The organism is Rhodobacteraceae bacterium LMO-JJ12 (genome assembly GCA_021555075.1).
Classification (GTDB): domain Bacteria; phylum Pseudomonadota; class Alphaproteobacteria; order Rhodobacterales; family Rhodobacteraceae; genus JAKGBX01.
The window spans coordinates 891,400-910,427 of record JAKGBX010000001.1; the positions used below are offsets into that span (position 1 = coordinate 891,400).

The 19,028-nt window shown below is 59.1% G+C and carries 21 protein-coding genes; 16 read left to right on the forward strand and 5 right to left on the reverse strand.

Translation table 11 applies throughout. The features are described from left to right. Positions 1-141: 141 nt before the first annotated feature. Entirely contained in the window at positions 142-1,362 is a 1,221-nt protein-coding gene (locus LZG00_04240) for an MFS transporter (GenBank protein ID MCF3593201.1), read from the reverse strand. A gap of 292 nt (positions 1,363-1,654) precedes the next feature. Here LZG00_04240 and LZG00_04245 point away from each other — a divergent pair, with 292 nt between their 5' ends. Then, a complete protein-coding gene (locus LZG00_04245) occupies positions 1,655-2,698 on the forward strand; it encodes an aldo/keto reductase (protein MCF3593202.1) in 1,044 nt (347 codons plus the stop codon). 179 nt (positions 2,699-2,877) lie between these two features. Here the strand turns inward: LZG00_04245 and LZG00_04250 are convergent, their stop codons facing one another. Then, positions 2,878-4,476 (reverse strand): phosphoenolpyruvate carboxykinase, encoded by a 1,599-nt coding sequence (locus tag LZG00_04250; GenBank protein MCF3593203.1) that lies wholly within the window; start codon positions 4,474-4,476, stop codon positions 2,878-2,880. A gap of 369 nt (positions 4,477-4,845) precedes the next feature. Here LZG00_04250 and LZG00_04255 point away from each other — a divergent pair, with 369 nt between their 5' ends. The 11 genes from LZG00_04255 (at position 4,846) to LZG00_04305 (ending at position 13,959) form a co-directional block, all read left to right on the forward strand. After that, positions 4,846-5,547 carry a response regulator transcription factor gene (locus LZG00_04255; GenBank protein MCF3593204.1) on the forward strand — a complete coding sequence of 234 codons (702 nt, stop codon included), beginning with the start codon at positions 4,846-4,848 and terminating at the stop codon, positions 5,545-5,547. A 45-nt stretch (positions 5,548-5,592) separates the two neighbouring features. Continuing rightward, positions 5,593-7,278, forward strand: coding sequence for a sensor histidine kinase (locus LZG00_04260; protein ID MCF3593205.1), 1,686 nt, complete (start codon positions 5,593-5,595; stop codon positions 7,276-7,278). 41 nt (positions 7,279-7,319) lie between these two features. Beyond that, positions 7,320-7,742 carry an HPr kinase/phosphatase C-terminal domain-containing protein gene (locus tag LZG00_04265; GenBank protein MCF3593206.1) on the forward strand — a complete coding sequence of 141 codons (423 nt, stop codon included), beginning with the start codon at positions 7,320-7,322 and terminating at the stop codon, positions 7,740-7,742. Between the two features lie 58 nt (positions 7,743-7,800). Then, positions 7,801-8,739, forward strand: a complete 939-nt coding sequence (gene rapZ / locus LZG00_04270; protein MCF3593207.1) for an RNase adapter RapZ — start codon at positions 7,801-7,803, stop codon at positions 8,737-8,739. Positions 8,740-8,749: 10 nt separating this feature from the next. Continuing rightward, complete coding sequence (locus LZG00_04275) at positions 8,750-9,145, forward strand: PTS fructose transporter subunit IIA (GenBank protein ID MCF3593208.1); 396 nt, start codon at positions 8,750-8,752, stop codon at positions 9,143-9,145. A gap of 6 nt (positions 9,146-9,151) precedes the next feature. Continuing rightward, a complete protein-coding gene (locus tag LZG00_04280; protein ID MCF3593209.1) occupies positions 9,152-9,430 on the forward strand; it encodes an HPr family phosphocarrier protein in 279 nt (92 codons plus the stop codon). A gap of 101 nt (positions 9,431-9,531) precedes the next feature. Then, positions 9,532-10,368: a lysophospholipid acyltransferase family protein gene (locus LZG00_04285; protein MCF3593210.1), complete on the forward strand. Its 837-nt coding sequence runs from the start codon at positions 9,532-9,534 to the stop codon at positions 10,366-10,368. Positions 10,369-10,534: 166 nt separating this feature from the next. Continuing rightward, entirely contained in the window at positions 10,535-11,452 is a 918-nt protein-coding gene (locus LZG00_04290; GenBank protein MCF3593211.1) for a 3-keto-5-aminohexanoate cleavage protein, read from the forward strand. A gap of 34 nt (positions 11,453-11,486) precedes the next feature. Then, positions 11,487-11,906: a hypothetical protein gene (locus LZG00_04295; GenBank protein MCF3593212.1), complete on the forward strand. Its 420-nt coding sequence runs from the start codon at positions 11,487-11,489 to the stop codon at positions 11,904-11,906. Then, entirely contained in the window at positions 11,903-12,487 is a 585-nt protein-coding gene (locus LZG00_04300; GenBank protein MCF3593213.1) for a lipocalin family protein, read from the forward strand. Before LZG00_04295 ends, LZG00_04300 begins: the two co-directional genes overlap by 4 nt. Then, entirely contained in the window at positions 12,484-13,959 is a 1,476-nt protein-coding gene (locus LZG00_04305; protein MCF3593214.1) for a carnitine 3-dehydrogenase, read from the forward strand. Before LZG00_04300 ends, LZG00_04305 begins: the two co-directional genes overlap by 4 nt. Before the next feature lie 15 nt (positions 13,960-13,974). Here LZG00_04305 and LZG00_04310 read toward each other — a convergent pair whose 3' ends face one another. Further along, positions 13,975-14,838: a helix-turn-helix domain-containing protein gene (locus LZG00_04310; protein ID MCF3593215.1), complete on the reverse strand. Its 864-nt coding sequence runs from the start codon at positions 14,836-14,838 to the stop codon at positions 13,975-13,977. A 106-nt stretch (positions 14,839-14,944) separates the two neighbouring features. On the opposite strand from LZG00_04310, the gene LZG00_04315 reads away from it, so the two are divergent. Genes LZG00_04315 through LZG00_04325 form a run of 3 tightly spaced genes read left to right on the forward strand, consistent with a single transcriptional unit; the run spans position 14,945 to position 16,956 of the window. Further along, the gene (locus tag LZG00_04315; GenBank protein MCF3593216.1) at positions 14,945-15,148 is read left to right on the forward strand and encodes a DUF2061 domain-containing protein; all 204 of its coding nucleotides are present in this window, start codon (positions 14,945-14,947) and stop codon (positions 15,146-15,148) included. Further along, entirely contained in the window at positions 15,141-16,037 is an 897-nt protein-coding gene (locus LZG00_04320) for a fatty acid desaturase (protein MCF3593217.1), read from the forward strand. The genes LZG00_04315 and LZG00_04320 overlap by 8 nt, the downstream gene beginning before the upstream one ends. A gap of 19 nt (positions 16,038-16,056) precedes the next feature. Next, on the forward strand, positions 16,057-16,956 hold the full coding sequence (locus LZG00_04325) for a DMT family transporter (GenBank protein ID MCF3593218.1): 900 nt from the start codon (positions 16,057-16,059) through the stop codon (positions 16,954-16,956). 34 nt (positions 16,957-16,990) lie between these two features. Here the strand turns inward: LZG00_04325 and LZG00_04330 are convergent, their stop codons facing one another. Both LZG00_04330 and LZG00_04335 read right to left on the reverse strand, forming a co-directional pair. After that, entirely contained in the window at positions 16,991-17,725 is a 735-nt protein-coding gene (locus LZG00_04330) for an NUDIX hydrolase (GenBank protein MCF3593219.1), read from the reverse strand. A gap of 33 nt (positions 17,726-17,758) precedes the next feature. After that, positions 17,759-18,196 carry a DUF983 domain-containing protein gene (locus LZG00_04335; GenBank protein ID MCF3593220.1) on the reverse strand — a complete coding sequence of 146 codons (438 nt, stop codon included), beginning with the start codon at positions 18,194-18,196 and terminating at the stop codon, positions 17,759-17,761. Between the two features lie 229 nt (positions 18,197-18,425). Here LZG00_04335 and LZG00_04340 point away from each other — a divergent pair, with 229 nt between their 5' ends. Beyond that, positions 18,426-18,935, forward strand: a complete 510-nt coding sequence (locus tag LZG00_04340; protein MCF3593221.1) for an EF-hand domain-containing protein — start codon at positions 18,426-18,428, stop codon at positions 18,933-18,935. The last annotated feature ends 93 nt before the right edge of the window (positions 18,936-19,028 follow it).

Below are 19,028 nucleotides of genomic sequence, written 5' to 3' on the forward strand. Positions count from 1 at the left end.
ATGAGGCGAAACGCGGCGCGACGAATGTTTGTTGCGGGCGTTTCACACAAGCACCCGAGAGGCAGGTTTTGTGCGAGACGCCTTGGCGTTTGCGCATCCAATAAACCATCGTGCGGCGGAGTGCCAGCGCCGGAAACCGCATTACTTCTCGCGGGTTTTTCCAAACAGGCGACCGATCAGGAAGGTTGTGCGCGGCGACCAGACATAAGGCGTGCGCATCTCTGGCGCGGCGCGTGAGCGCATCCGTGTGAGGCCGAACACGATCAGCACGGCGTGACCGGCCCCGATCATGAAGAAGAGCGCCGATGGGCCGTATCCTTCCATCAGCCACGACGCCACGAGCGGCGCCGCGATAGCGCCGGTCGCATACCAGAACATCAATGCGGCAGAAAGCTCGACCCGTTCGTCATTGCTGGCGAAATCATGGGCGTGGGCGGCCGAAATGGAATAAATCGGAAAGGTGGTGAGGCCAAATATGCCAGCCAGCAGCATGATGCCTGTTGTTGTCAGCCCGGTGAGGAGCGCCGTGGCTGCGCAGCTAAGCGTTGCGGCGAGAGACATGGCGATCAGCACCCAGCGGCGGTCAAATTTGTCCGCCAGCCAGCCAACCGGATATTGCGCCAGTGCCCCGCCGAGCACGAAGGCGGCAAGGAACCAGGCGATCTGGGTCGTCGCGAGGCCGACTTCTTGGCCATAGACCGGCCCGACCATGCGAAATGATGCCGAGCTGAGCGCCGCCACGACAACCCCGGCGGCGGCCAGCGGCGAACGGGTCACGGCCAGCATCGGGCGCAGCCGGGGGGCGGCGGGGGTGTCCGGCTGGGGCGTTTTTGACAGGGTGAGCGGCAGGAGGGCAGCGCAACACAAGAGCGCCAGCAAGTTGTAGGAAACATAGGAGGCCGGAGCGAGAACCGAGATCACCAATTGCGCAGCGAGCGAACCCGTCATGTCGACAATCCGGTAAACGCCCATCGCGCGACCACGGGTTTCGTTGGTGACCTTGGCTTGCAGCCACGCTTCGACCACCGTGTAGCAGCCCGCAACACAAAGCCCCGAGGCGACCCGCATTATGGCCCAGGCGTAGGGGTCGATCACGAGATAATGGCCCAGAAGCCCGATGGCGCCAGTGGCTGTGAAGGCGGCGAAGGCACGCGAATGGCCGACATTGCCCATCAGGCGCGGCGCCCACCAGCAGCCGATGAAGAAACCGAAGAAATGCGCTGACCCGAGCAGGCCAATCTGTTCGCGGCTGAAACCGAGCGCGAGGCCCGATAGTGCATCCAGCGGTCCGACGCCGCCCGAGGAAAGCTGCAACAGGATGACCGACAGGAACAGGGCGGCAAAGGAAATCAACAAACGCATGGGGCCAGCATGTCATGCGAGCCGGGCTTGGCAAGTGGCGGAGCGACAGGGACGTGTCGTTTTTCTTGGTTGGGTGCAGCTTGCGCCAGTTGTGTGTTTCGGGTTTGGATGTTTGTTGCAGAGATGGCCCGCTTTTAGCGGGATGGTTAAGACAAACACCTTGCCACCGTGTGTGTTGGAAGAAGACCAAGGCGGGGGCTGGATAACGACCTCACCCCGAAGTTGGGTTGATGCCCTGACATAGCGGTGTAAGGGTGCCGCTGAAAATTTGGTAACCGCAAGGGGCAGGTGGATGAAACGGGTGGCATTGGGGCGGTCGGGGATTGAGGTGAGCGAAATGTGCCTCGGCTCGATGACATGGGGAACGCAGACATCGCAAGGCGAAGCACATGCCCAGATCGAACGCGCATTGGCGTGCGGGGTGGATTTCATCGATACAGCCGAAATGTACCCGGTCAATCCGGTGAGTGCCGAAACCACGGGCCGCACAGAAGAGGTGATCGGCAACTGGTTTGCCCGCACAGGGCGGCGGGCAGAGGTGGTTCTGGCCACCAAACATTCCGGTGAAGGAATGAAGCACGCGCGCGATGGTGCGCCGATTTCCAGCGAGACCATTCCGGGTGCGATCGAGGACAGTTTGCGGCGGCTCAAGACGGACTATATCGACCTGTATCAGCTGCATTGGCCCAATCGCGGGTCTTACATGTTTCGCCAGAACTGGCGTTATGATCCGTCATCGCAAGACCGCGACCAAACCATCGCCCATATGGAAGATGTGTTGGGCGCGCTTGGTGATGAGGTGGCCAAGGGGCGTATTCGCGCCTTTGGCCTGTCTAACGAGAGCGCCTGGGGCACAGCGCAATGGCTTGGTGTGGCCGAGCGGGTCGGAGGCCCGCGCGTTGCGTCGATCCAGAACGAATATTCTCTGCTTTGCCGGTTGTTCGATACCGATCTGGCCGAGTTGAGCCACAATGAGGATGTGCCGCTTCTGGCGTTTTCGCCGCTGGCGGCAGGGCTATTGAGCGGAAAATACCAAGGCGGCGCGGTGCCTGAAGGATCGCGGATGAGCCTGGTTCCCGAGCTTGGCGGGCGGCGGACCGAGCGGGTGTTTCCGGCGATCGACGCCTATATTGAGATTGCGCGACGCCATGGGCTCGACCCGTCGCAGATGGCACTGGCTTGGACCCTGGCACGGCCCTTCCCCTGCATACCGATTTTCGGCGCAACGACGCTGGAACAATTGGAACTGGCGTTGGGCGCTGCGGATGTGGTGCTCTCTGATGAGGTTCTGGACGAGATCGACACGGCACACCGCGCACATCCAATGCCATATTGATCGGGCAGAAGCCGCTGCAGGCTTGCACAGACGTTTTCTTGGCCCTGAATACCTAAATGCTGCGCGTCCCCTTGCGGGGCGTCAGTTGGGAGCGCTGCCCCTCAAAGCAAAACGCCCTGATCATTTCTGACCAGGGCGTTTGAGGTTTTTGCAGGGTGGCGGATCACACCGCCGACCGCTCAGCCAATTGCGGCGGCTTTGACGTCATCATCGATGAACGGCACATACTGCTCGAAATTGTCGGCGAACATCTGCACCAGTTTGGCGGCCTGCGCATCATAGCCTTCCTTGTCGGCCCATGTTGCGCGCGGATCGAGCAGCGTGGAGTCCACGCCCGGCACCGTAACGGGCACGTCGAAACCAAAGTTGGGATCCTTGCGGAAAGTGGCTTCGTTGAGCGAACCGTCGAGCGCGGCCGTAAGAAGTGCGCGGGTGGCTTTGATCGGCATCCGCGAGCCAGTGCCATAGGCGCCGCCGGTCCAGCCGGTGTTGACCAGCCAGCAGGTGGCGCCGTGCTTGGCGATCTTGTCGCGCAGCAGGTTGCCATAAGCCTCGGGGCGGCGCGGCATAAAGGGCGCGCCAAAGCAGGTCGAGAAGGTCGGTTCGGGTTCGGTCACGCCGCGTTCGGTGCCAGCCACCTTGGAGGTGAAGCCCGACAGGAAGTGATACATCGCCTGCGCCGGGGTCAGCCGGGCAATCGGAGGCAGCACGCCAAACGCATCGCAAGTCAACATAATGACATTTTTGGGGTGCCCACCAAGGGCCGTCTCGGATGCGTTGGAGATATAATTCAGCGGGTAGGCGCAACGCATGTTGGCGGTGAGGCTGTCATCGTCAAAATCAAGCGCCCGGGTTTCTTCGTCGAAAACCATATTTTCGATTACGGTGCCGAATTTCTGGGTCGTGGCATAGATTTCGGGTTCGGCCTCGGCGCTGAGGTTGATCGTCTTGGCATAGCAGCCGCCTTCAAAATTGAAGGTACCGCGATCCGACCAGCCATGTTCGTCATCACCTATCAAAGTGCGCGAGGGGTCGGCCGAGAGCGTGGTTTTGCCAGTGCCCGACAGGCCGAAGAATACGGCTGTGTCGACCGGGTTGCCTGTGGCGTGGTTGGCCGAGCAATGCATCGGCATGATGCCTTTTTCGGGTAAAAGGTAATTCAGCAGGGTGAACACTGATTTCTTGTTTTCACCAGCATATTCGGTGTTGGCGACCAGGATCAGCTTTTTGTCGAAGTTCAATGCAATCACTGTGTCAGAACGACAATCGTGGCGCGCCGGGTCGGATTTGAAATTGGGGCAGTTGATAATGGTGAAATCGGCGACGTAACTATTCAGTGCTTCGCTGGAGGGGCGGCGCAGCAGATGGCGGTTGAACAGCCCGTGCCAGGCCAGTTCAGTGACCATGCGCACGTTGATGGCATGTTCGGGATCGGCTCCGCCGACCAAATCTTGTACGAAATAGTCGCCGCCCTTCATGTGCTCGAGCATGTCATTATAGAGCGCGTCAAAACCTTCAGGCGACATTTCAGCGTTGTTTTCCCACCAGATTTTGTCAACGACCGATGGAGTTTTGACCACATGTTTGTCTTTTGGGGACCGACCAGTGAACTTGCCGGTCGAAACCAGAAAAGTGCCGCCTTGGCCCAAATTGCCTTCGCTACGTTTCACTGCTTCTTCGATAAGCGCGGGCTCCAAGAAGTTGTAATAGACATTACCCAGCCCGTTAATACCTTGATCTTCAAGCCGAAAGTTCGGGTTTACCCGTCCAGTAGTCATGTCGCTTATGCTCCTCATTCGCCCGCGTTTGTCGCGGAAAAGTCTTGTTCGCGGGGCGCAAAATGCTGCCTCCCGGCGGCCCGGAGGGGCCGTGTCGGGGTCTTAGCATGCGGGTTGTGGCAGGGAACAGGCAGGTTTGCCCCAGTTAGCGCAACCAATGCCGGGTTAGCGCAATCAACGGCGAAATCGCGCCATCAGATTTCCAATATGAAACAGAATGTGAGGCAAATTAGTCATTCCTAAGCGTTTTTCTCGTCACTATTGGGAGGAAAGCCCCGCTGATTCGCGGTTGGGGATTGATTGTATAGGCGAATGCGGCAATTGTGCCTGAAAAAATAAGCATAATGAGCAGTATGAAGGACTTCTAATATGTCGAAAATCGCCCTTGTGGACGATGACAGGAACATCCTGACATCCGTGGCCATGACTCTCGAGGCAGAGGGTTTTGAGGTTGAAACCTATCATGACGGTCAGCAGGCGCTGGATGCGTTCAACCGACAATTGCCGGATATGGCCGTGTTGGACATCAAGATGCCGCGCATGGACGGCATGGACCTGCTTCAGCGGCTTCGCCAGAAAACCAGCATGCCGGTGATCTTCCTGACCTCGAAAGATGACGAAATTGACGAGGTTCTGGGACTGCGTATGGGGGCAGATGACTACGTCAAGAAACCCTTCAGTCAGAGGCTCTTGGTGGAGCGCATTCGCGCACTTCTGCGCCGCCAGGAGGCGGTGGCCGGTGATATCGTCGGCGACACTGAAGAAACCAAGGTGATGGACCGCGGTGAGCTTCGGATGGACCCGTTGCGCCATGCGGTGACATGGAAGGGCAAGGATGTTTCGCTGACCGTGACCGAGTTCTTGTTGTTGCAGGCCCTGGCCCAGCGGCCCGGTTTCGTAAAATCGCGCGACCAGTTGATGGATGTGGCCTATGACGATCAGGTCTATGTCGACGATCGCACCATCGACAGCCACATCAAGCGCCTGCGCAAGAAGATGCGTAGCGTTGATGAAGAGTTCTCGGCGATTGAGACGCTCTACGGTATCGGCTACAGATATAACGAGGAGTAAGGCGTAAAGCCCTCCGCCAAGGCCGAAAGGATCGACGTGCGCGACATGGCGCCTGAACGCGACGGAGATATTGTGCTGGGCGACGATTTCGTTGCACCGGGCAGTACCGTCGATGATGAGCTCCGCGTTTCGAGAGAGAAGCGCGGATTGTTTTCGTTGCGTTCCTCGCCGCTGGCACGCAGGATCATCACCTTTAATCTGATCGCGCTGAATGTTCTGGTCGCGGGCATTCTTTATCTCAATTCGTCGCGTGACGGGCTGGCCCTGCAACGCGCCCGCGGGATGGTCAGCGAGGTCGAGCTGATCGCCGACGTATTCGAAGCCCAGATGCGGGGAACGGCCCCGATCAACCTGGCGGCGGGCGACGGGATCGACGTTGACGAGACGCTGGACGGGCTGGACATGCGCAAGGGGGTGCAGGTTTTCCTGTTCGATACCGACGGTGCGCTGATCGGGACTGCCGGCGGGCGTGGCATCGATTCTGCACTTGATGACGGCAAGACCGATAACCGGACGGTTCTGACGGACGGGCTGACCTGGCTGTGGGACAGTATTTCGACTGTGTTCACGGGCGAGAAGCCTGCCAAGCCCCTGATCGACGTGGAAGATCAGGCGCGTCAACTGGTGGCCAGCACGCTGACCGATGGCGCACAGGTTGCATCGGGCAGCGAAGGGGAGGGACGGGTCTATACCGTCACGACGCTTGTAATGCGCGGTGAAACGCCTGTCGGCGTTGTGGCGCTGGCTTCGACGTCGGGCGAAATTGACCAGCTGGTGCGATTGGATCGTGAGCGCGTGTTGCAAATGTTCATCGTCGGCATGCTCGTGTCGATCGGGTTGAGTCTTGTGCTTGCTTCGACCATCGCCAATCCGCTGAGCGATCTGGCGGCGGCGGCCGAGATTGGCAGAGATCGAGACAACCGCAAGAAATCACCAGGGCGCATTCGCATCCCTGACCTGACCGCGCGCCCTGACGAGATCGGGCGTTTGTCGGGGGCGTTACGCGGAATGGTGAGCGCGCTTTATGACCGTATCGACGGTAACGAACAATTCGCCGCCGACGTCGCCCATGAAATCAAGAACCCGCTGGCGTCGTTGCGTAGCGCCGTGGGCAGTTTGCGGATGGTCAAGAAGGATGAACAGCGCGCCAAGCTTCTGGATGTGATCGAACATGACGTGCGTCGCCTCGACAGGTTGGTGAGTGACATTTCGAACGCGTCGCGGCTCGATAGCGAGTTGGTCAAGGAGGAACAGGAAAGCTTCGACCTCATGAAAATGCTGGGCAATCTCTGTCAATTCCTAGGCGAGGATGCAAAGTCAAAAGGCATCGACTTCATCACCGATCTGCCGGTCAATCCGATTATCATCAACGGGCTGGAGGCGCGGTTGGCGCAGGTGTTTGTCAATCTGATCACCAACGCGACATCCTTTTGCGAGGACGGTGATGCGATCCGGGTCTGGGCGCGCCGACGGCAGAACCGGGTTCTCGTCGTGGTCGAAGATACCGGACCGGGTATTCCGGAAGAGGCGCTGCAAAAGGTGTTCAAGAGGTTCTATTCCGAGCGCCCCGAAGGCCAGTTCGGGAATAATTCCGGGCTGGGGCTGGCGATCTCGAAACAGATTGTCGATGCACATGACGGCGTGATCTGGGCCGAGAACATCCGCCCCACGGATGCCGACATATCCTCTGATCCTCTGGGGGCCCGATTTGTTGTGGGCCTGCCTGTCTGAACGGCAATACCGGCGCGATGGAGAAAAACGACAGCTTCGGGATGGCAAATGACATCACCCTGCATGCCAGCTGTGTGGCGGTCGAGGGGCGTGCGGCGCTGATCCTGGGTAAATCGGGTGCCGGAAAATCGGGCCTCGCGCTGGAATTGATGGCTCTTGGCGCGATGCTGGTGGCGGATGACCGGGTGCGGCTCTGGCGTGAGGGAGACGGCATTCTGGTCGCTGCTCCCGAGGCGATAGCCGGGCGGATCGAAGCGCGTTTCGTGGGTATTTTGAACGCCAAGATCATGGCGCAGGCACCGCTGGCGTTGGTCGTCGATCTGGATCATCACGAGGGCGACCGGCTTCCGCCGCGGCGCAGCAAAAAAGTGCTGGGGATTTCATTGCCGCTGCTTCACAATGTCGAGACAAGACATTTTCCGGCGGCGATTCTGCAATATCTCAAAGTCGGCAGATGTGACTGATCCTTACCAAGTTTCGCATTTATGCCCGCGAAATCCGCAACGAAAGGCATGAGACGCAATGAAATCTCCCGCCGACCTGCAATCGCCGCCGCGCTGCGTCATGGTGACCGGCCCTTCGGGCGCCGGGCGCTCGACTGCGATCCGTGCGCTTGAAGATCTGGGATTCGAGGCCATTGACAACCTGCCGCTGAGCCTGTTGCCGCGGCTTCTGGATGGGCCGCATCATGATCGGCCGCTGGCGCTGGGTGTTGATACCCGCAACCGTGAGTTTTCCGCGAATGCGCTAATTCAGGCGATTGACGGATTTGGGGAGCGTTTCGGGCGGTCGCTGGAGCTGTTCTATGTAGATTGCAGCGAGGATATCTTGTTGCGACGTTTTTCCGAAACCCGGCGACGCCATCCGATGGCAACGGCGGAGAGCCCCGGTGTGGGCATTGCACGCGAGTTTGATTTGTTGGTGCCGATAAGGACGCGGGCCGATATTCTTGTCGATACATCCGATATGACCCCGCATGAGCTGCGCGCCGAGGTCGAACGCTGGTTTGCGCCCGACGCGGGGCGCGGGTTGGCGGTTTCGGTCAATTCGTTTTCTTATAAGCGCGGGCTGCCTCGCGGTATCGACATGGTTTTCGATTGTCGGTTCCTGCGCAATCCCTATTGGGAGGAATCCATGCGCCCGTTGAACGGAACTGATGCGCGCGTGGCCGACTATGTGGCGCAAGACGCGCGCTATGATGCGTTCTTCGAACGGGTAAGCGAGTTGGTCGATATGCTGCTGCCGGCCTATTCGGAAGAGGGTAAAGCACATCTCGCAATCGGCTTTGGCTGTACTGGTGGGCAGCACCGTTCGGTGGCTTTGGCGGAAAACCTTGCCAAGGCTCTTGCGAAGGGCGGCTGGCCAGTGTCAATTAGGCACCGCGAACTCGAGCGACGGCCGGGCGGCGCGTCGGAGCACCGGGGACCGGACCTCGGGCGGGAACTTGGGGCAGGACATTGAGGGGAGCGGCTTGATCGGGATCGTGATTGTGGCACATGGCGGGCTGGCGAAGGAGTATCTGGCCGCGTTGGAACATGTGGTGGGCGCCCAGAAGGGCGTGCGTCAGGTGTCGATTCAGGCCGATTCCGACCGGAGCGAGAAGCAAGCCGAGATTTGCGCCATGGCCGAAGAGGTTGACCAGGGCGACGGCGTGGTTGTGGTTGTGGACATGTTCGGCGGCTCGCCGTCCAATCTGTCGCTTTTGGCCTGTGCGTCCGAGAACCGTCGCCTTCTTCATGGCGCCAACCTTCCCATGTTGATCAAGCTTGCGAAATCCCGCCACCTCAACGTTGCGGATGCTGTGCGTTTGGCGAAAGAGGCCGGCCGTAGGTATATTGACAGTCAGAACATCAATGCCGAGACATGAGGGCCCATGACCGAGACCACAATGCGTAAATTGACCATCGTCAATGAAAAGGGGCTGCATGCCCGCGCTTCGGCCAAGCTGGTCGAGGTGGTAGAGGGGTTCGACGCCTCGGCTGAAATCAGTCGCGATGGTGTTAGCGCCAGTGGCGACAGCATCATGGGGCTTTTGATGTTGGCAGCGCCGAAAGGAAGCACTATTGACGTGCAGACATTCGGAGCGGACGCCGAAGCGCTGGCCTTTGCCATTGAGGCGCTTGTGGCGGATCGGTTCGGCGAGGACTACTAACCACGCCCGAGCGGGGCGCCAGTGCGACAAGTGAGGTTCAACCCAACGTGGTGGACAGTTTCCGCGACAGCAGCGAGACCGATGCCAAGGACGTGCAGGATATGAGCACGCCTCCGATACGGCATGCCCGCGGCACGTTGACCTATGCAAGCTCGTTTGACAGCCGACTGCGCAGCACGGTGATCCGCGCCATCGAGTGGATGACCGGCAAGATTTCGATCATCCGCATGGTTCGCGAGTTTGAGCGTATGGGTGCGCCGCGCGGGCAAGCCTTTTGGCCCGCGACGCTGAAGGTGATGGGGATCGACCTGAACACCCCGGAAGAGCAACTGGCGCGAATCCCCAAGGAAGGCCCGGTTGTGGTGGTGGCCAATCATCCACACGGGCTGGTTGATGGTATGATCCTGGCCGATTTGATCGGGCGGGTGCGCAACGATTACCGAATCCTGACGCGTGCGTTGCTGACCGGTATTGACGAAGTCGCCTCTTCTTACATGATCCCTGTGCCGTTTCCCTATGAACAGGACGCGCAGCAGAAATTCGTCGAGATGCGGCGCCAGGCGATGAACCACCTGAAGGCGGGGGGATTGGTCACGCTCTTCCCCTCGGGTGTGGTGGCTTCATCGGACAGCATGTTTGGCCCGGCGATTGAGCGGGAATGGAATGTTTTTACCGCCCAGATGATTCGACGGTCCGGCGCGCAGGTTGTGCCGGTGCGTTTTACCGGCTCGAATTCGCGCCTGTATCAGATCGCCAATCAGCTTTCGGCGACGCTGCGACAGGGGCTTTTGTTGCACGAGATCGTCTATAGCTGCAATAAACCGCAGGCGCCTGTGATCGGCCATCCGATTGCGCAAGACAAGCACGAGTTGCTCAAGACGGATCCGCGCGGGTTTATGGCCTGGCTGCGCGAACATACCTTGTCTTTGAAAGACTAGGTTTCAACAAATCTCGTTTGAGCCTTGTCGGACATCGCAGTGTCGCACCAAAGGATGCCTTCGGCGGGAGTATTTCTGGAAAGATCAAGGAATATATGTCGCACTTGGGCGCGTTTGCGGGAAAGATGCTGACATAGATTCTGGATAACGAGCAGAGGAGGGCGCCATGCCACTTGCCATGAACCGAGAGGTTTTCATCACTTGCGCCGTGACCGGGTCGGGGGCCACGCAGGACCGATCGCCGCATGTGCCGCGCAGTCCGAGCGAGATTGCCGAGAGTGCTATTGACGCGGCGCGCGCCGGGGCGGCGGTGGTGCATTGCCACGTGCGCGACCCAGAGACCGGCGCGCCGAGCCGGAGGCTTGACCTTTATCGTGAGGTAACAGAGCGAATTCGCGAGGCGGAAGTCGATGTGGTGCTGAACCTGACCGCGGGGATGGGGGGCGACATGGTGTTTGGCCCGAGTGAGCAGCCGCTGCCATTGCGCGACGCGGGCACCGATATGGTGGGGGCGGCCGAGCGGGTCGAGCATGTCAAGCAATGTCGGCCAGAGATTTGCACGCTTGATTGCGGCACGATGAATTTTGCCGAGGCCGATTACGTGATGACCAACACACCCGGCATGTTGCAGGCGATGGGCCGGATGATGACGCATCTGGGTGTGAAACCCGAGATCGAGGCATTTGATACGGGTCATCTTTGGTATGCCAAGCAGTTGGTCAAAGATGGCGTGTTGGACGGCCCGGCGCTGGTTCAACTCTGCATGGGGGTGCCTTGGGGCGCACCGGATGATCTCAATACTTTAATGGCGATGGTTAATAATGTGCCCGAAGACTGGACCTTTTCGGCCTTCGGACTGGGGCGCAATCAGATGGGCTATGTCGCGGCGAGCGTTCTGGCCGGGGGCAATGTGCGCGTCGGGCTGGAAGACAACCTTTGGCTCGACAAGGGGGTGTTGGCGAGCAATGCGCAGCTTGTGGAACGCGCCGTCGGCATCATCGAGGGTATGGGTGCGCGGGTGATTGGGCCACAAGAGGTGCGCGACAAGTTGGGATTGCTCAAGCGTGCGCCCGAAGCGGCTTAGATCGCGTCGGGTGGGCAGAAAAATGGGGGGTATTGTGAAAGTCTTATCGAGGTTGAAATGGGCGCTTGTTCTGGCCTGTCTTCCGGTTGCTGCGGGGGCAGATGAGTGGTGGCAAGGAAAATGGGCTTGGGACAAGGCATGGTGTGATCGTGTGAACCAGATCGGCAGAGTTACGCCCGCACCGATTGCCATCACGCCGACCGAGGTTTTGGGCTATGAAAACAGCTGTGCTATCCGGCGCGCCCAACCGCTGCGCGGCATGGCGGCGGTGCGCCTGGAGTTGAAGTGTCGGTCAGAGGGAAACACCTATGAAGAGTCGCGTCTGATCATGCGCGGCGGCGACGGCAGGGACCTTGGCAAGGAAATCTGGATCTGGTTTGGCGAGGGCGAACCGACGAGGTTTTTTCGATGCCCTGAAATCAACGCCTCGGACGGCTGGTGGTACAAGAAATGATGAAGCGCGGGGCGGGTCTGCTGCGGCAGTTGATGTGTCTTTCGCTTGGTGGCTTGCTGTTGGCTTGTGCGCCGACGACGGATACTTCGGGGCTGCGTGACATGCAGGCGCCAATATCCAGCCAAGTGGATGTAACGGCAGAGCGCCTCGGCGGTGCCTGGGTGATCCGGCGCTCCTGGCCTGGCATGCCCTATCTTGCAGAACCCGGGGCGGACCGTCGGATACCCGACGGGGGCGATCTGCGGCTTGTGACGAGTAAGAACGGCTTGCAGGTTTCCGGCCAGAGATTCGACATTGATGATGCGGGCGTTGCGGGTTTTGAGAGCTTTTCAACGGTGTTGTCAGCGAGTGGAAACGGGCGCTTTCGCGAAACCGGCGGCAAGGTGTTTGCCGGCAAGGCGGTGTGGGTCTTGTGGATGGATGCGGACAATCGGACTGCGGCCATCGGTACGCCCGGAGGTGAGTTTGGCTGGATCATGGACCGGCGCGCAACAGGCGGGCAGGACCGGTTGAAGGCGGCAAGCGAGATCATGCAGTGGATGGGCTATGACATGGAAGTGATGCGGAAGGGTTCGAAATGAAGAAGGTCGCGGCGATCATTGGGGGCGGTGTGATTGGCGGTGGCTGGGCTGCACGGTTTGCGCTGAATGGTTGGGAGGTGCGGGTGTTTGATCCGGACCCACAAGCCGCGCGAAAGATCGGTGAAGTGATGGAGAACGCCCGTCTTGCGCTTCCGGGGTTGGGCAATGTGGCGCTTCCTCAGGAGGGCGAGGTGCGGTTTTGTGACACGATTGAAGAAGCCGTTGTTGGTGCGGATTGGGTGCAGGAAAGTGTGCCCGAGCGAATTGAATTGAAGCAGAAGGTTTACGGCGCGTTGATGGCGCATGTTCCGGAGGGGGCGGTGATTGGCTCCTCGACGTCGGGCTATAAACCATCCGAATTGCAGGCGGGGTTGGGGCGGCCCGGTCAGGTGGTCGTGGCGCATCCTTTCAACCCGGTCTATTTGTTGCCGCTGGTCGAGTTGGTAACGACCAAAGCCAATGATGCCGGGGTGATCGCACGGGCGCAGGAGGTGTTGCGCGGTGTGGGCATGTATCCATTGCATGTGAAAAAGGAGATCGACGCGCATATCGCAGATCGCTTCCTTGAGGCGGTCTGGCGCGAGGCGCTGTGGCTGATCAAGGATGGCATCGCCACGACGAAAGAGATTGATGAGGCGATCCGACTGGGATTTGGTCTCAGGTGGGCGCAGATGGGGCTTTTTGAAACCTATCGTGTGGCCGGTGGCGAGGCGGGAATGCGTCACTTCATTGAGCAGTTCGGACCCTGCCTTAAATGGCCATGGACCAAGTTGATGGATGTGCCCGAGCTGACCGATGATCTGATTGATGCGATTGCCGATCAATCCGACGCGCAATCAGGGGCGCATTCGATCCGCGAGTTGGAACGCATTCGAGATGCCAATCTGGTGGGTATAATGCGCGCGCTTTTGCGAGAAGACTGGGGCGCGGGCGCGGTGCAAAAGGCGCATGATGCCAGCATTGAGGCCGCTGCAGGGCTGGTGCGTCATGTTGACGAGTTGAGCGATCTTGGTACGCCGGTGCTGACCGCGCGCCGCGCGGTGCCGCTGGAATGGCTCGACTATAACGGCCACATGACCGAGAGTCGGTATCTTGAAGCTTTTGCGGACGCAACCGACCGTTTCATGATGATGATCGGTTGTGATGCCGAGTATATCGCCAACGGCGGCAGCTATTTCACGGCCGAGACCCATATTCGCCATATCGACGAGGCGCATGCCGGGATGATTATCGAGATCCGAACGCAGGTAATTGCCGGGGCGGGCAAGAAGATGCATCTTTTCCATGAAATGCGTGAAGGCGAACGGTTGGTGGCGACCGGAGAGCATATGCTATTGCATGTTGATCTGAAAAGCCGACGCTCAACACCGCCTGCCGAACAGGTTGAGGCGGCGTTGGTGAAGGTGGCCGAGGCTCATGCCAATCTGCCGGACCCCGAAGGCTTGGGCCGTGCGATAGGTGAGCGGCGTTAAGTGTACTGGCTGAACTCAATCGGGCAGAAGTTGCTTCAGATCTTTGATTCGGTTGGGAAATTCCCGAGCGGTGATGGTGGCTTCACGCACCAGTTGGTCGAAATGCGCGGTGAAGGCCGAAACGCGTTCCGTGTCACGGAAGGCGAGATAGTTGCGTCCCATGTAGAGCACGGCCAGCATCGGACCAAAGATGGTGAGCGGCGCGGAGAACAATCGGCGGGCATCGAAGAGATAAATCCGCAGACGTGGGTAAAGCTGATCGTGCAGGAGCGCCAGGCGGTCAAGCTGTTCGCGACGCAGGGCAGCATCAAGCCCGGTGTAGTAGCCCTCGGCATATGCGAAGCTGGTCAATTCGTGCAGCGGGAAGGCAATTTCATAGTCTGATTGTGCGCCGCGCATCCAGGTTAACCGATCCTCTGAGGCACCAATGGCCTGGGTTGCGCTGCGCCCGAGATGCGGTGAGTATTCCCATTCGAGAATTGCGCGCGTTTTCAGCATATCAGGGAGCGATGCCGGCACATGGCGGATTTTCATGCCGGCTGCTTCGGTGTGCCATGCAAAGATTTGCTCATCGACCAGCGCGCGAGGCGCCTTGGTGACGGTGAGAGCCGTTGCCAGAAGATCGGCCGCCGTTTCGGAGCGGTCAGACAGCGACAACAGCCAATCTGCCGACACACCCAGAGCCGCGGCGCATTCACCCACCACCTGCGCATTGGGCAGGCGCGCGCCGGTGCCTTTCAAAAGTTGCGACACGGTTGAGCGATCCACCCCGATCCGCCGCGCCAGCGCGCTTTGATTGGTTTGCGTGCGCCGCATCGCCTGATCTAGGCGATTGCGAAACTGGGCGGCGCGAATGCGTTTGTCGAGTTTATGCGGCATGTGTTGAGTTATATCACCAATTGTGAGGTTTGTTAATCATATTCAGAATGGCCGCGATGCGAGGCACGGAATAACGATTTCGTGACATCTCATAAACGGAGCATTTATGGAAAGCCGAACCCGAAGCCTTGTGAAAGCGGTTTGCTGGAACCTGCTTGGCCTTTTGACCATGGCGCTGGTCGGGCTGGCGATGACCGGGTCCTGGGCGTTGGGCGGGACCATGGCGGCGCTGAACACGGGTATCGGGTTTGTCACCTATCTCGGATACGAGCGGTTCTGGGCCGGGGTGCGTTGGGGGCGGCATGGATAAGCGGCGGCGGATAGAGTGGCCGACGTGGGGCATGCTGGCGCTGACCTATGTGGTTTGGAGTGTGGCGACGACATGGGCGGCGGAGCTGTTTTTACCGCTTGGCATGGTGATGGTTACGCTTTCGACGGCGCAGCACTCGTCGCTTTGCCATGAGGTGCTGCACGGTCATCCCACGCGGCTGAGGTGGCTGAACGAAGCGTTGGTTTTTCCGGCGCTGAGCCTTGCCATTCCCTACAAACGCTTTCGCGATACCCACATTGCCCATCATCATGATGAGACATTGACCGACCCCTATGACGACCCCGAGACAAATTTTCTTGATCCGCGCGCGTGGGAGAGGCTGCCGGTCTTGGTCAGGGCGATTCTGCGGTTTAACAACACGCTGCTTGGTCGGGTTTTGATCGGGCCGTTGATCGGGCAGATTGCTTTCATGAGGTGCGATTGGCGCAAGATACGCGCGGGAGATGTCGCCGTTCTGGCGGGATGGCTTTGGCATATTCCGGCGCTGGGAGTGGTGATATGGTGGATGGTGGTGGTTGGGAAAATGCCGGTCTGGGCGTTCGTGCTGAGCAGCTATGGGGCGCTGTCTATCCTGAAAATCCGCACATTTCTTGAGCATCGCGCACATGAGAACGCGCCTGGACGCAGCGTGTTGATCGAAGATCGCGGGCTGCTGGCGCTGATATTTCTCAACAACAACCTACATATCGTGCATCATTCGCATCCCGGCGTGGCATGGTATGATCTGCCTGCGCGGCTTGCCGCCGAGCGCGATGCGTTTCTGGTGCGCAATGACGGGTATCACTACCGTTCCTATGGAGAGATTTTTCGGCGCTATTTCTGGCGCGCGAAAGACCCGGTGCCGCATCCTCTCTTTCGCGAGCGCTAAGGGCGTGCGATAGGGCCTTATGGCCTGGATCATACTTTCCATAGCGGCGGCGGCGTTTCAAACACTACGCTTCATGCTGCAAAAATCACTCAGCGGCGGCGCGCTAAGCGCCGGTGGCGCGACACTGGCGCGGTTTTTCTATTCGATGCCTTTCGTGCTGAGCCTTGCGCTGGGTTATATCTTGTGGAGTGGCGCAGGTTGGCCCGCGCTTTCGGGCGCCTTCTGGGTCTATGCGATGATTGGCGGGCTGACGCAGATATTGGCGACCTGGTGTGTCGTGGCCATATTCGCGCATCGCAATTTCGCCGTCGGGATCACGTTCAAGAAAACGGAAGTGGTGCAGACCGCTCTAATAGGGTTTGTTCTGCTGGGTGATACGGTTTCGCCCTGGGGGCTGGCGGCCATTGTTCTAGGGCTCGTGGGGGTTCTGATCCTGTCGGACAATCCCGGCGGGGCGGGTGGCTTTGCGCGACGCATCATGAACAGAACGTCGGGTTTGGGGCTGCTCTCGGGGGCGTTTTTTGCCGTCTCTGCGGTTTGCTATCGCGGGGCGACGCTAGAGGTGCCGTCAGATGACGCCTTTTTGCGCGCGGTGGTGTCGCTGGCGATTGTCACGACGATGCAGACGCTGGCGCTTTCGGTCTGGCTGGGGTGGCGCGAGAAGGGTCAACTGGCCCGGGTGATTGGCGCGCGCAAGACGGCGGTCTGGATGGGGCTGTCCGGGCTTGGCGGTTCGATCTGCTGGTTCACCGCCTTCACCTTGCAGAACGCGGCCTATGTTTTTGCCGTGGGGCAGGTAGAAGTGATTTTTTCCATCGCCGCATCGGTGTTGTTTTTCGGCGAGAAATTGGCGCGCAAGGAATTGGCCGGTATCGGTTTTCTGACTGTGAGCATTCTGGCGTTGGTGTTGTTGGGCTAGAGAGGCGACGGGCAACGCCCGCACGGCACACGGATCAATCGTGTGTGATCAGCTTGCCCGATAGCGGGCCGCGGCCCTTGAGCCTCTCAAACAGGCTGGCCTCTTCGGTATTCTTGAAAAATGGCACATTGTCGGGCGGAGTAAGAATAGACGCGCGTGTTGCCACTTCGGCTAGCACGACTTCGGTTATGAACGGGAGATCAAAGCCGCGCACCTCACGGACCGGAATCCATTGCAGATGCGACAACTCATCTTGAGCGGCGGAGAAATCATCAAGATCGTTGGCGACCTCGTCGGCATCAACCAGAAAGAAGCGGGCATCAAACCGCCGCGGGCGGCCCGGGGGGGTGACGGCACGAAAGACGAATTGCAAAGGGTGGGCATCGGGCAGATATCCCAGATCGGCAAATCCGGCCCAATCTTTGGGTGGTTCGGCCGCCCATGCGCCGGGTTGCCCGAGGATCAGCCCGGTTTCCTCCCATAATTCGCGAATCGCGGCAGTGGCGAGCGCATGGCTGAAATCTTCCATGGAGTCTTCGAGCAGACGCTTCCGACAGACCTGTGGCATGCGGCGGACCAGCGGCACACCGGCATCGTCGGGATCGACTGCGCCACCTGGAAAGACGAATTTGTTGGGCATGAACGCAGCCTTTGCACCGCGTTGCCCCATGAGCACTTTCGGGTCTTCCAGACGGTCGCGCAAAACGATTACGGTTGCTGCATTCCGCAGGGCAGTCTTGTCGATAGGTGCCAGATTATCTTTGGTCATTGCCGCGCCTCTGCTTTTCGTGCGGGGCTGGTTTCAGCTTGGTTCGTGGCTTCTTGCCTTGTTGAACCCATGCATTTGCCGGGCCCATTGGAACCCCACAACCGCCCCCTTCAATCTTGGCAGAAGGTATAACGACAAAGCGACGCAGCCAATAGCGAAGATAGTGAACAAAACCAGCGGTTCAGGTCGCCACCGTACAAATACCATATACAAGAGCGGTGCCATCAGATGTCCGACGATCAAGATGGTCAAATAGGCGGGTCCATCATCGGCGCGGTGGTGAAAAAGCTCTTCACGGCAGACCGAGCATTCGTCGTGTACCTTGAGATAACCCTTTAGAAGCGGGCCTGAGCCGCAATTGGGGCAACGTCTGCGCCAGCCATTGCGCAGCGCGGGCCCCAACTGGCGTTCTTCCGTCTCGGTGTCTGTGCTGGTCGTTGTGTCGCGCGCGGCAACGATCGTGTTGGTCATGTCCATCCTCACGTGTTCGCTCTGAAAGTGCGACATAAGCAGTCGGTTTTAAAGGCCGAGAAGCCGCCTTGCGGCGCCATGTCGCAAAGATTCGGCTCAAATGCACCAAAAAAGTTTTGCATCGTGCGACGGAAAGCTGGTCCTGGTGCGTTTGAGCTTGTGGAAACGGGAGGAAATACCCGGCCTCGGCAAGAGGTGAAACCCGAAAGCTCTCGAAGGAGAAACCAAGATGAAACGCAATTATTTTATCACTGGCGTTGTGGCAATCAGCCTTTTGACCGGGGCCGGTGCGGCGCTGGCCCAAGATAAGCAAGGCGGAAAACGCGGCATGGGGCCGATGATGTTTGAGTTTAGCGAAGTTGACACAAACGGTGACGGCAAGCTTTCGAAAGACGAGATGGCAGCCCACGCCAAGGCACGTTTTGACGCGGCTGACACTGATGGCAACGGCAAGCTGTCTGCTGCCGAGATGGCAGCGGCCGCCAAGAAGAAGCAAGAGGATCGTCGCGCCAAGATGATGACGAAGATGATTGAGCGGATGGATGCCGACAAGGATGGCGAGTTGAGTTTTGACGAGATGCCGGGGCAACAATCGCGTGCCGATAAGATGTTCTCGCGGCTCGACAAGGATGGCGATGGAGCGATTAGCGAAGAAGAACTGAAGGCTGCCAAGAAAAAGGGTGGTAAACACCGTGGGCATGACCGCCACGACAAGCAGGGCAAACGCGGTTCGAACTAAGACCTTGATCAGAACTGTTCGGGCGGCGCATACCCGCCCGAACGCGGCCTAAACACAAGGGGCCGATTTGCCAGATGTCAGGGAAACGGATAC

Bases quoted from the DNA above. Each gene is read 5' to 3' on its own strand.
- LZG00_04240 (MCF3593201.1), bottom strand. From the start codon at position 1,362: ATGCGTTTGTTGATTTCCTTTGCCGCCCTGTTCCTGTCGGTCATCCTG.
- LZG00_04245 (MCF3593202.1), top strand. From the start codon at position 1,655: ATGAAACGGGTGGCATTGGGGCGGTCGGGGATTGAGGTGAGCGAAATG.
- LZG00_04250 (MCF3593203.1), bottom strand. From the start codon at position 4,476: ATGACTACTGGACGGGTAAACCCGAACTTTCGGCTTGAAGATCAAGGT.
- LZG00_04255 (MCF3593204.1), top strand. From the start codon at position 4,846: ATGTCGAAAATCGCCCTTGTGGACGATGACAGGAACATCCTGACATCC.
- LZG00_04260 (MCF3593205.1), top strand. From the start codon at position 5,593: ATGGCGCCTGAACGCGACGGAGATATTGTGCTGGGCGACGATTTCGTT.
- LZG00_04265 (MCF3593206.1), top strand. From the start codon at position 7,320: ATGGCAAATGACATCACCCTGCATGCCAGCTGTGTGGCGGTCGAGGGG.
- rapZ (MCF3593207.1), top strand. From the start codon at position 7,801: ATGAAATCTCCCGCCGACCTGCAATCGCCGCCGCGCTGCGTCATGGTG.
- LZG00_04280 (MCF3593209.1), top strand. From the start codon at position 9,152: ATGACCGAGACCACAATGCGTAAATTGACCATCGTCAATGAAAAGGGG.
- LZG00_04285 (MCF3593210.1), top strand. From the start codon at position 9,532: ATGAGCACGCCTCCGATACGGCATGCCCGCGGCACGTTGACCTATGCA.
- LZG00_04290 (MCF3593211.1), top strand. From the start codon at position 10,535: ATGCCACTTGCCATGAACCGAGAGGTTTTCATCACTTGCGCCGTGACC.
- LZG00_04300 (MCF3593213.1), top strand. From the start codon at position 11,903: ATGATGAAGCGCGGGGCGGGTCTGCTGCGGCAGTTGATGTGTCTTTCG.
- LZG00_04305 (MCF3593214.1), top strand. From the start codon at position 12,484: ATGAAGAAGGTCGCGGCGATCATTGGGGGCGGTGTGATTGGCGGTGGC.
- LZG00_04310 (MCF3593215.1), bottom strand. From the start codon at position 14,838: ATGCCGCATAAACTCGACAAACGCATTCGCGCCGCCCAGTTTCGCAAT.
- LZG00_04315 (MCF3593216.1), top strand. From the start codon at position 14,945: ATGGAAAGCCGAACCCGAAGCCTTGTGAAAGCGGTTTGCTGGAACCTG.
- LZG00_04320 (MCF3593217.1), top strand. From the start codon at position 15,141: ATGGATAAGCGGCGGCGGATAGAGTGGCCGACGTGGGGCATGCTGGCG.
- LZG00_04325 (MCF3593218.1), top strand. From the start codon at position 16,057: ATGGCCTGGATCATACTTTCCATAGCGGCGGCGGCGTTTCAAACACTA.
- LZG00_04330 (MCF3593219.1), bottom strand. From the start codon at position 17,725: ATGACCAAAGATAATCTGGCACCTATCGACAAGACTGCCCTGCGGAAT.
- LZG00_04335 (MCF3593220.1), bottom strand. From the start codon at position 18,196: ATGACCAACACGATCGTTGCCGCGCGCGACACAACGACCAGCACAGAC.
- LZG00_04340 (MCF3593221.1), top strand. From the start codon at position 18,426: ATGAAACGCAATTATTTTATCACTGGCGTTGTGGCAATCAGCCTTTTG.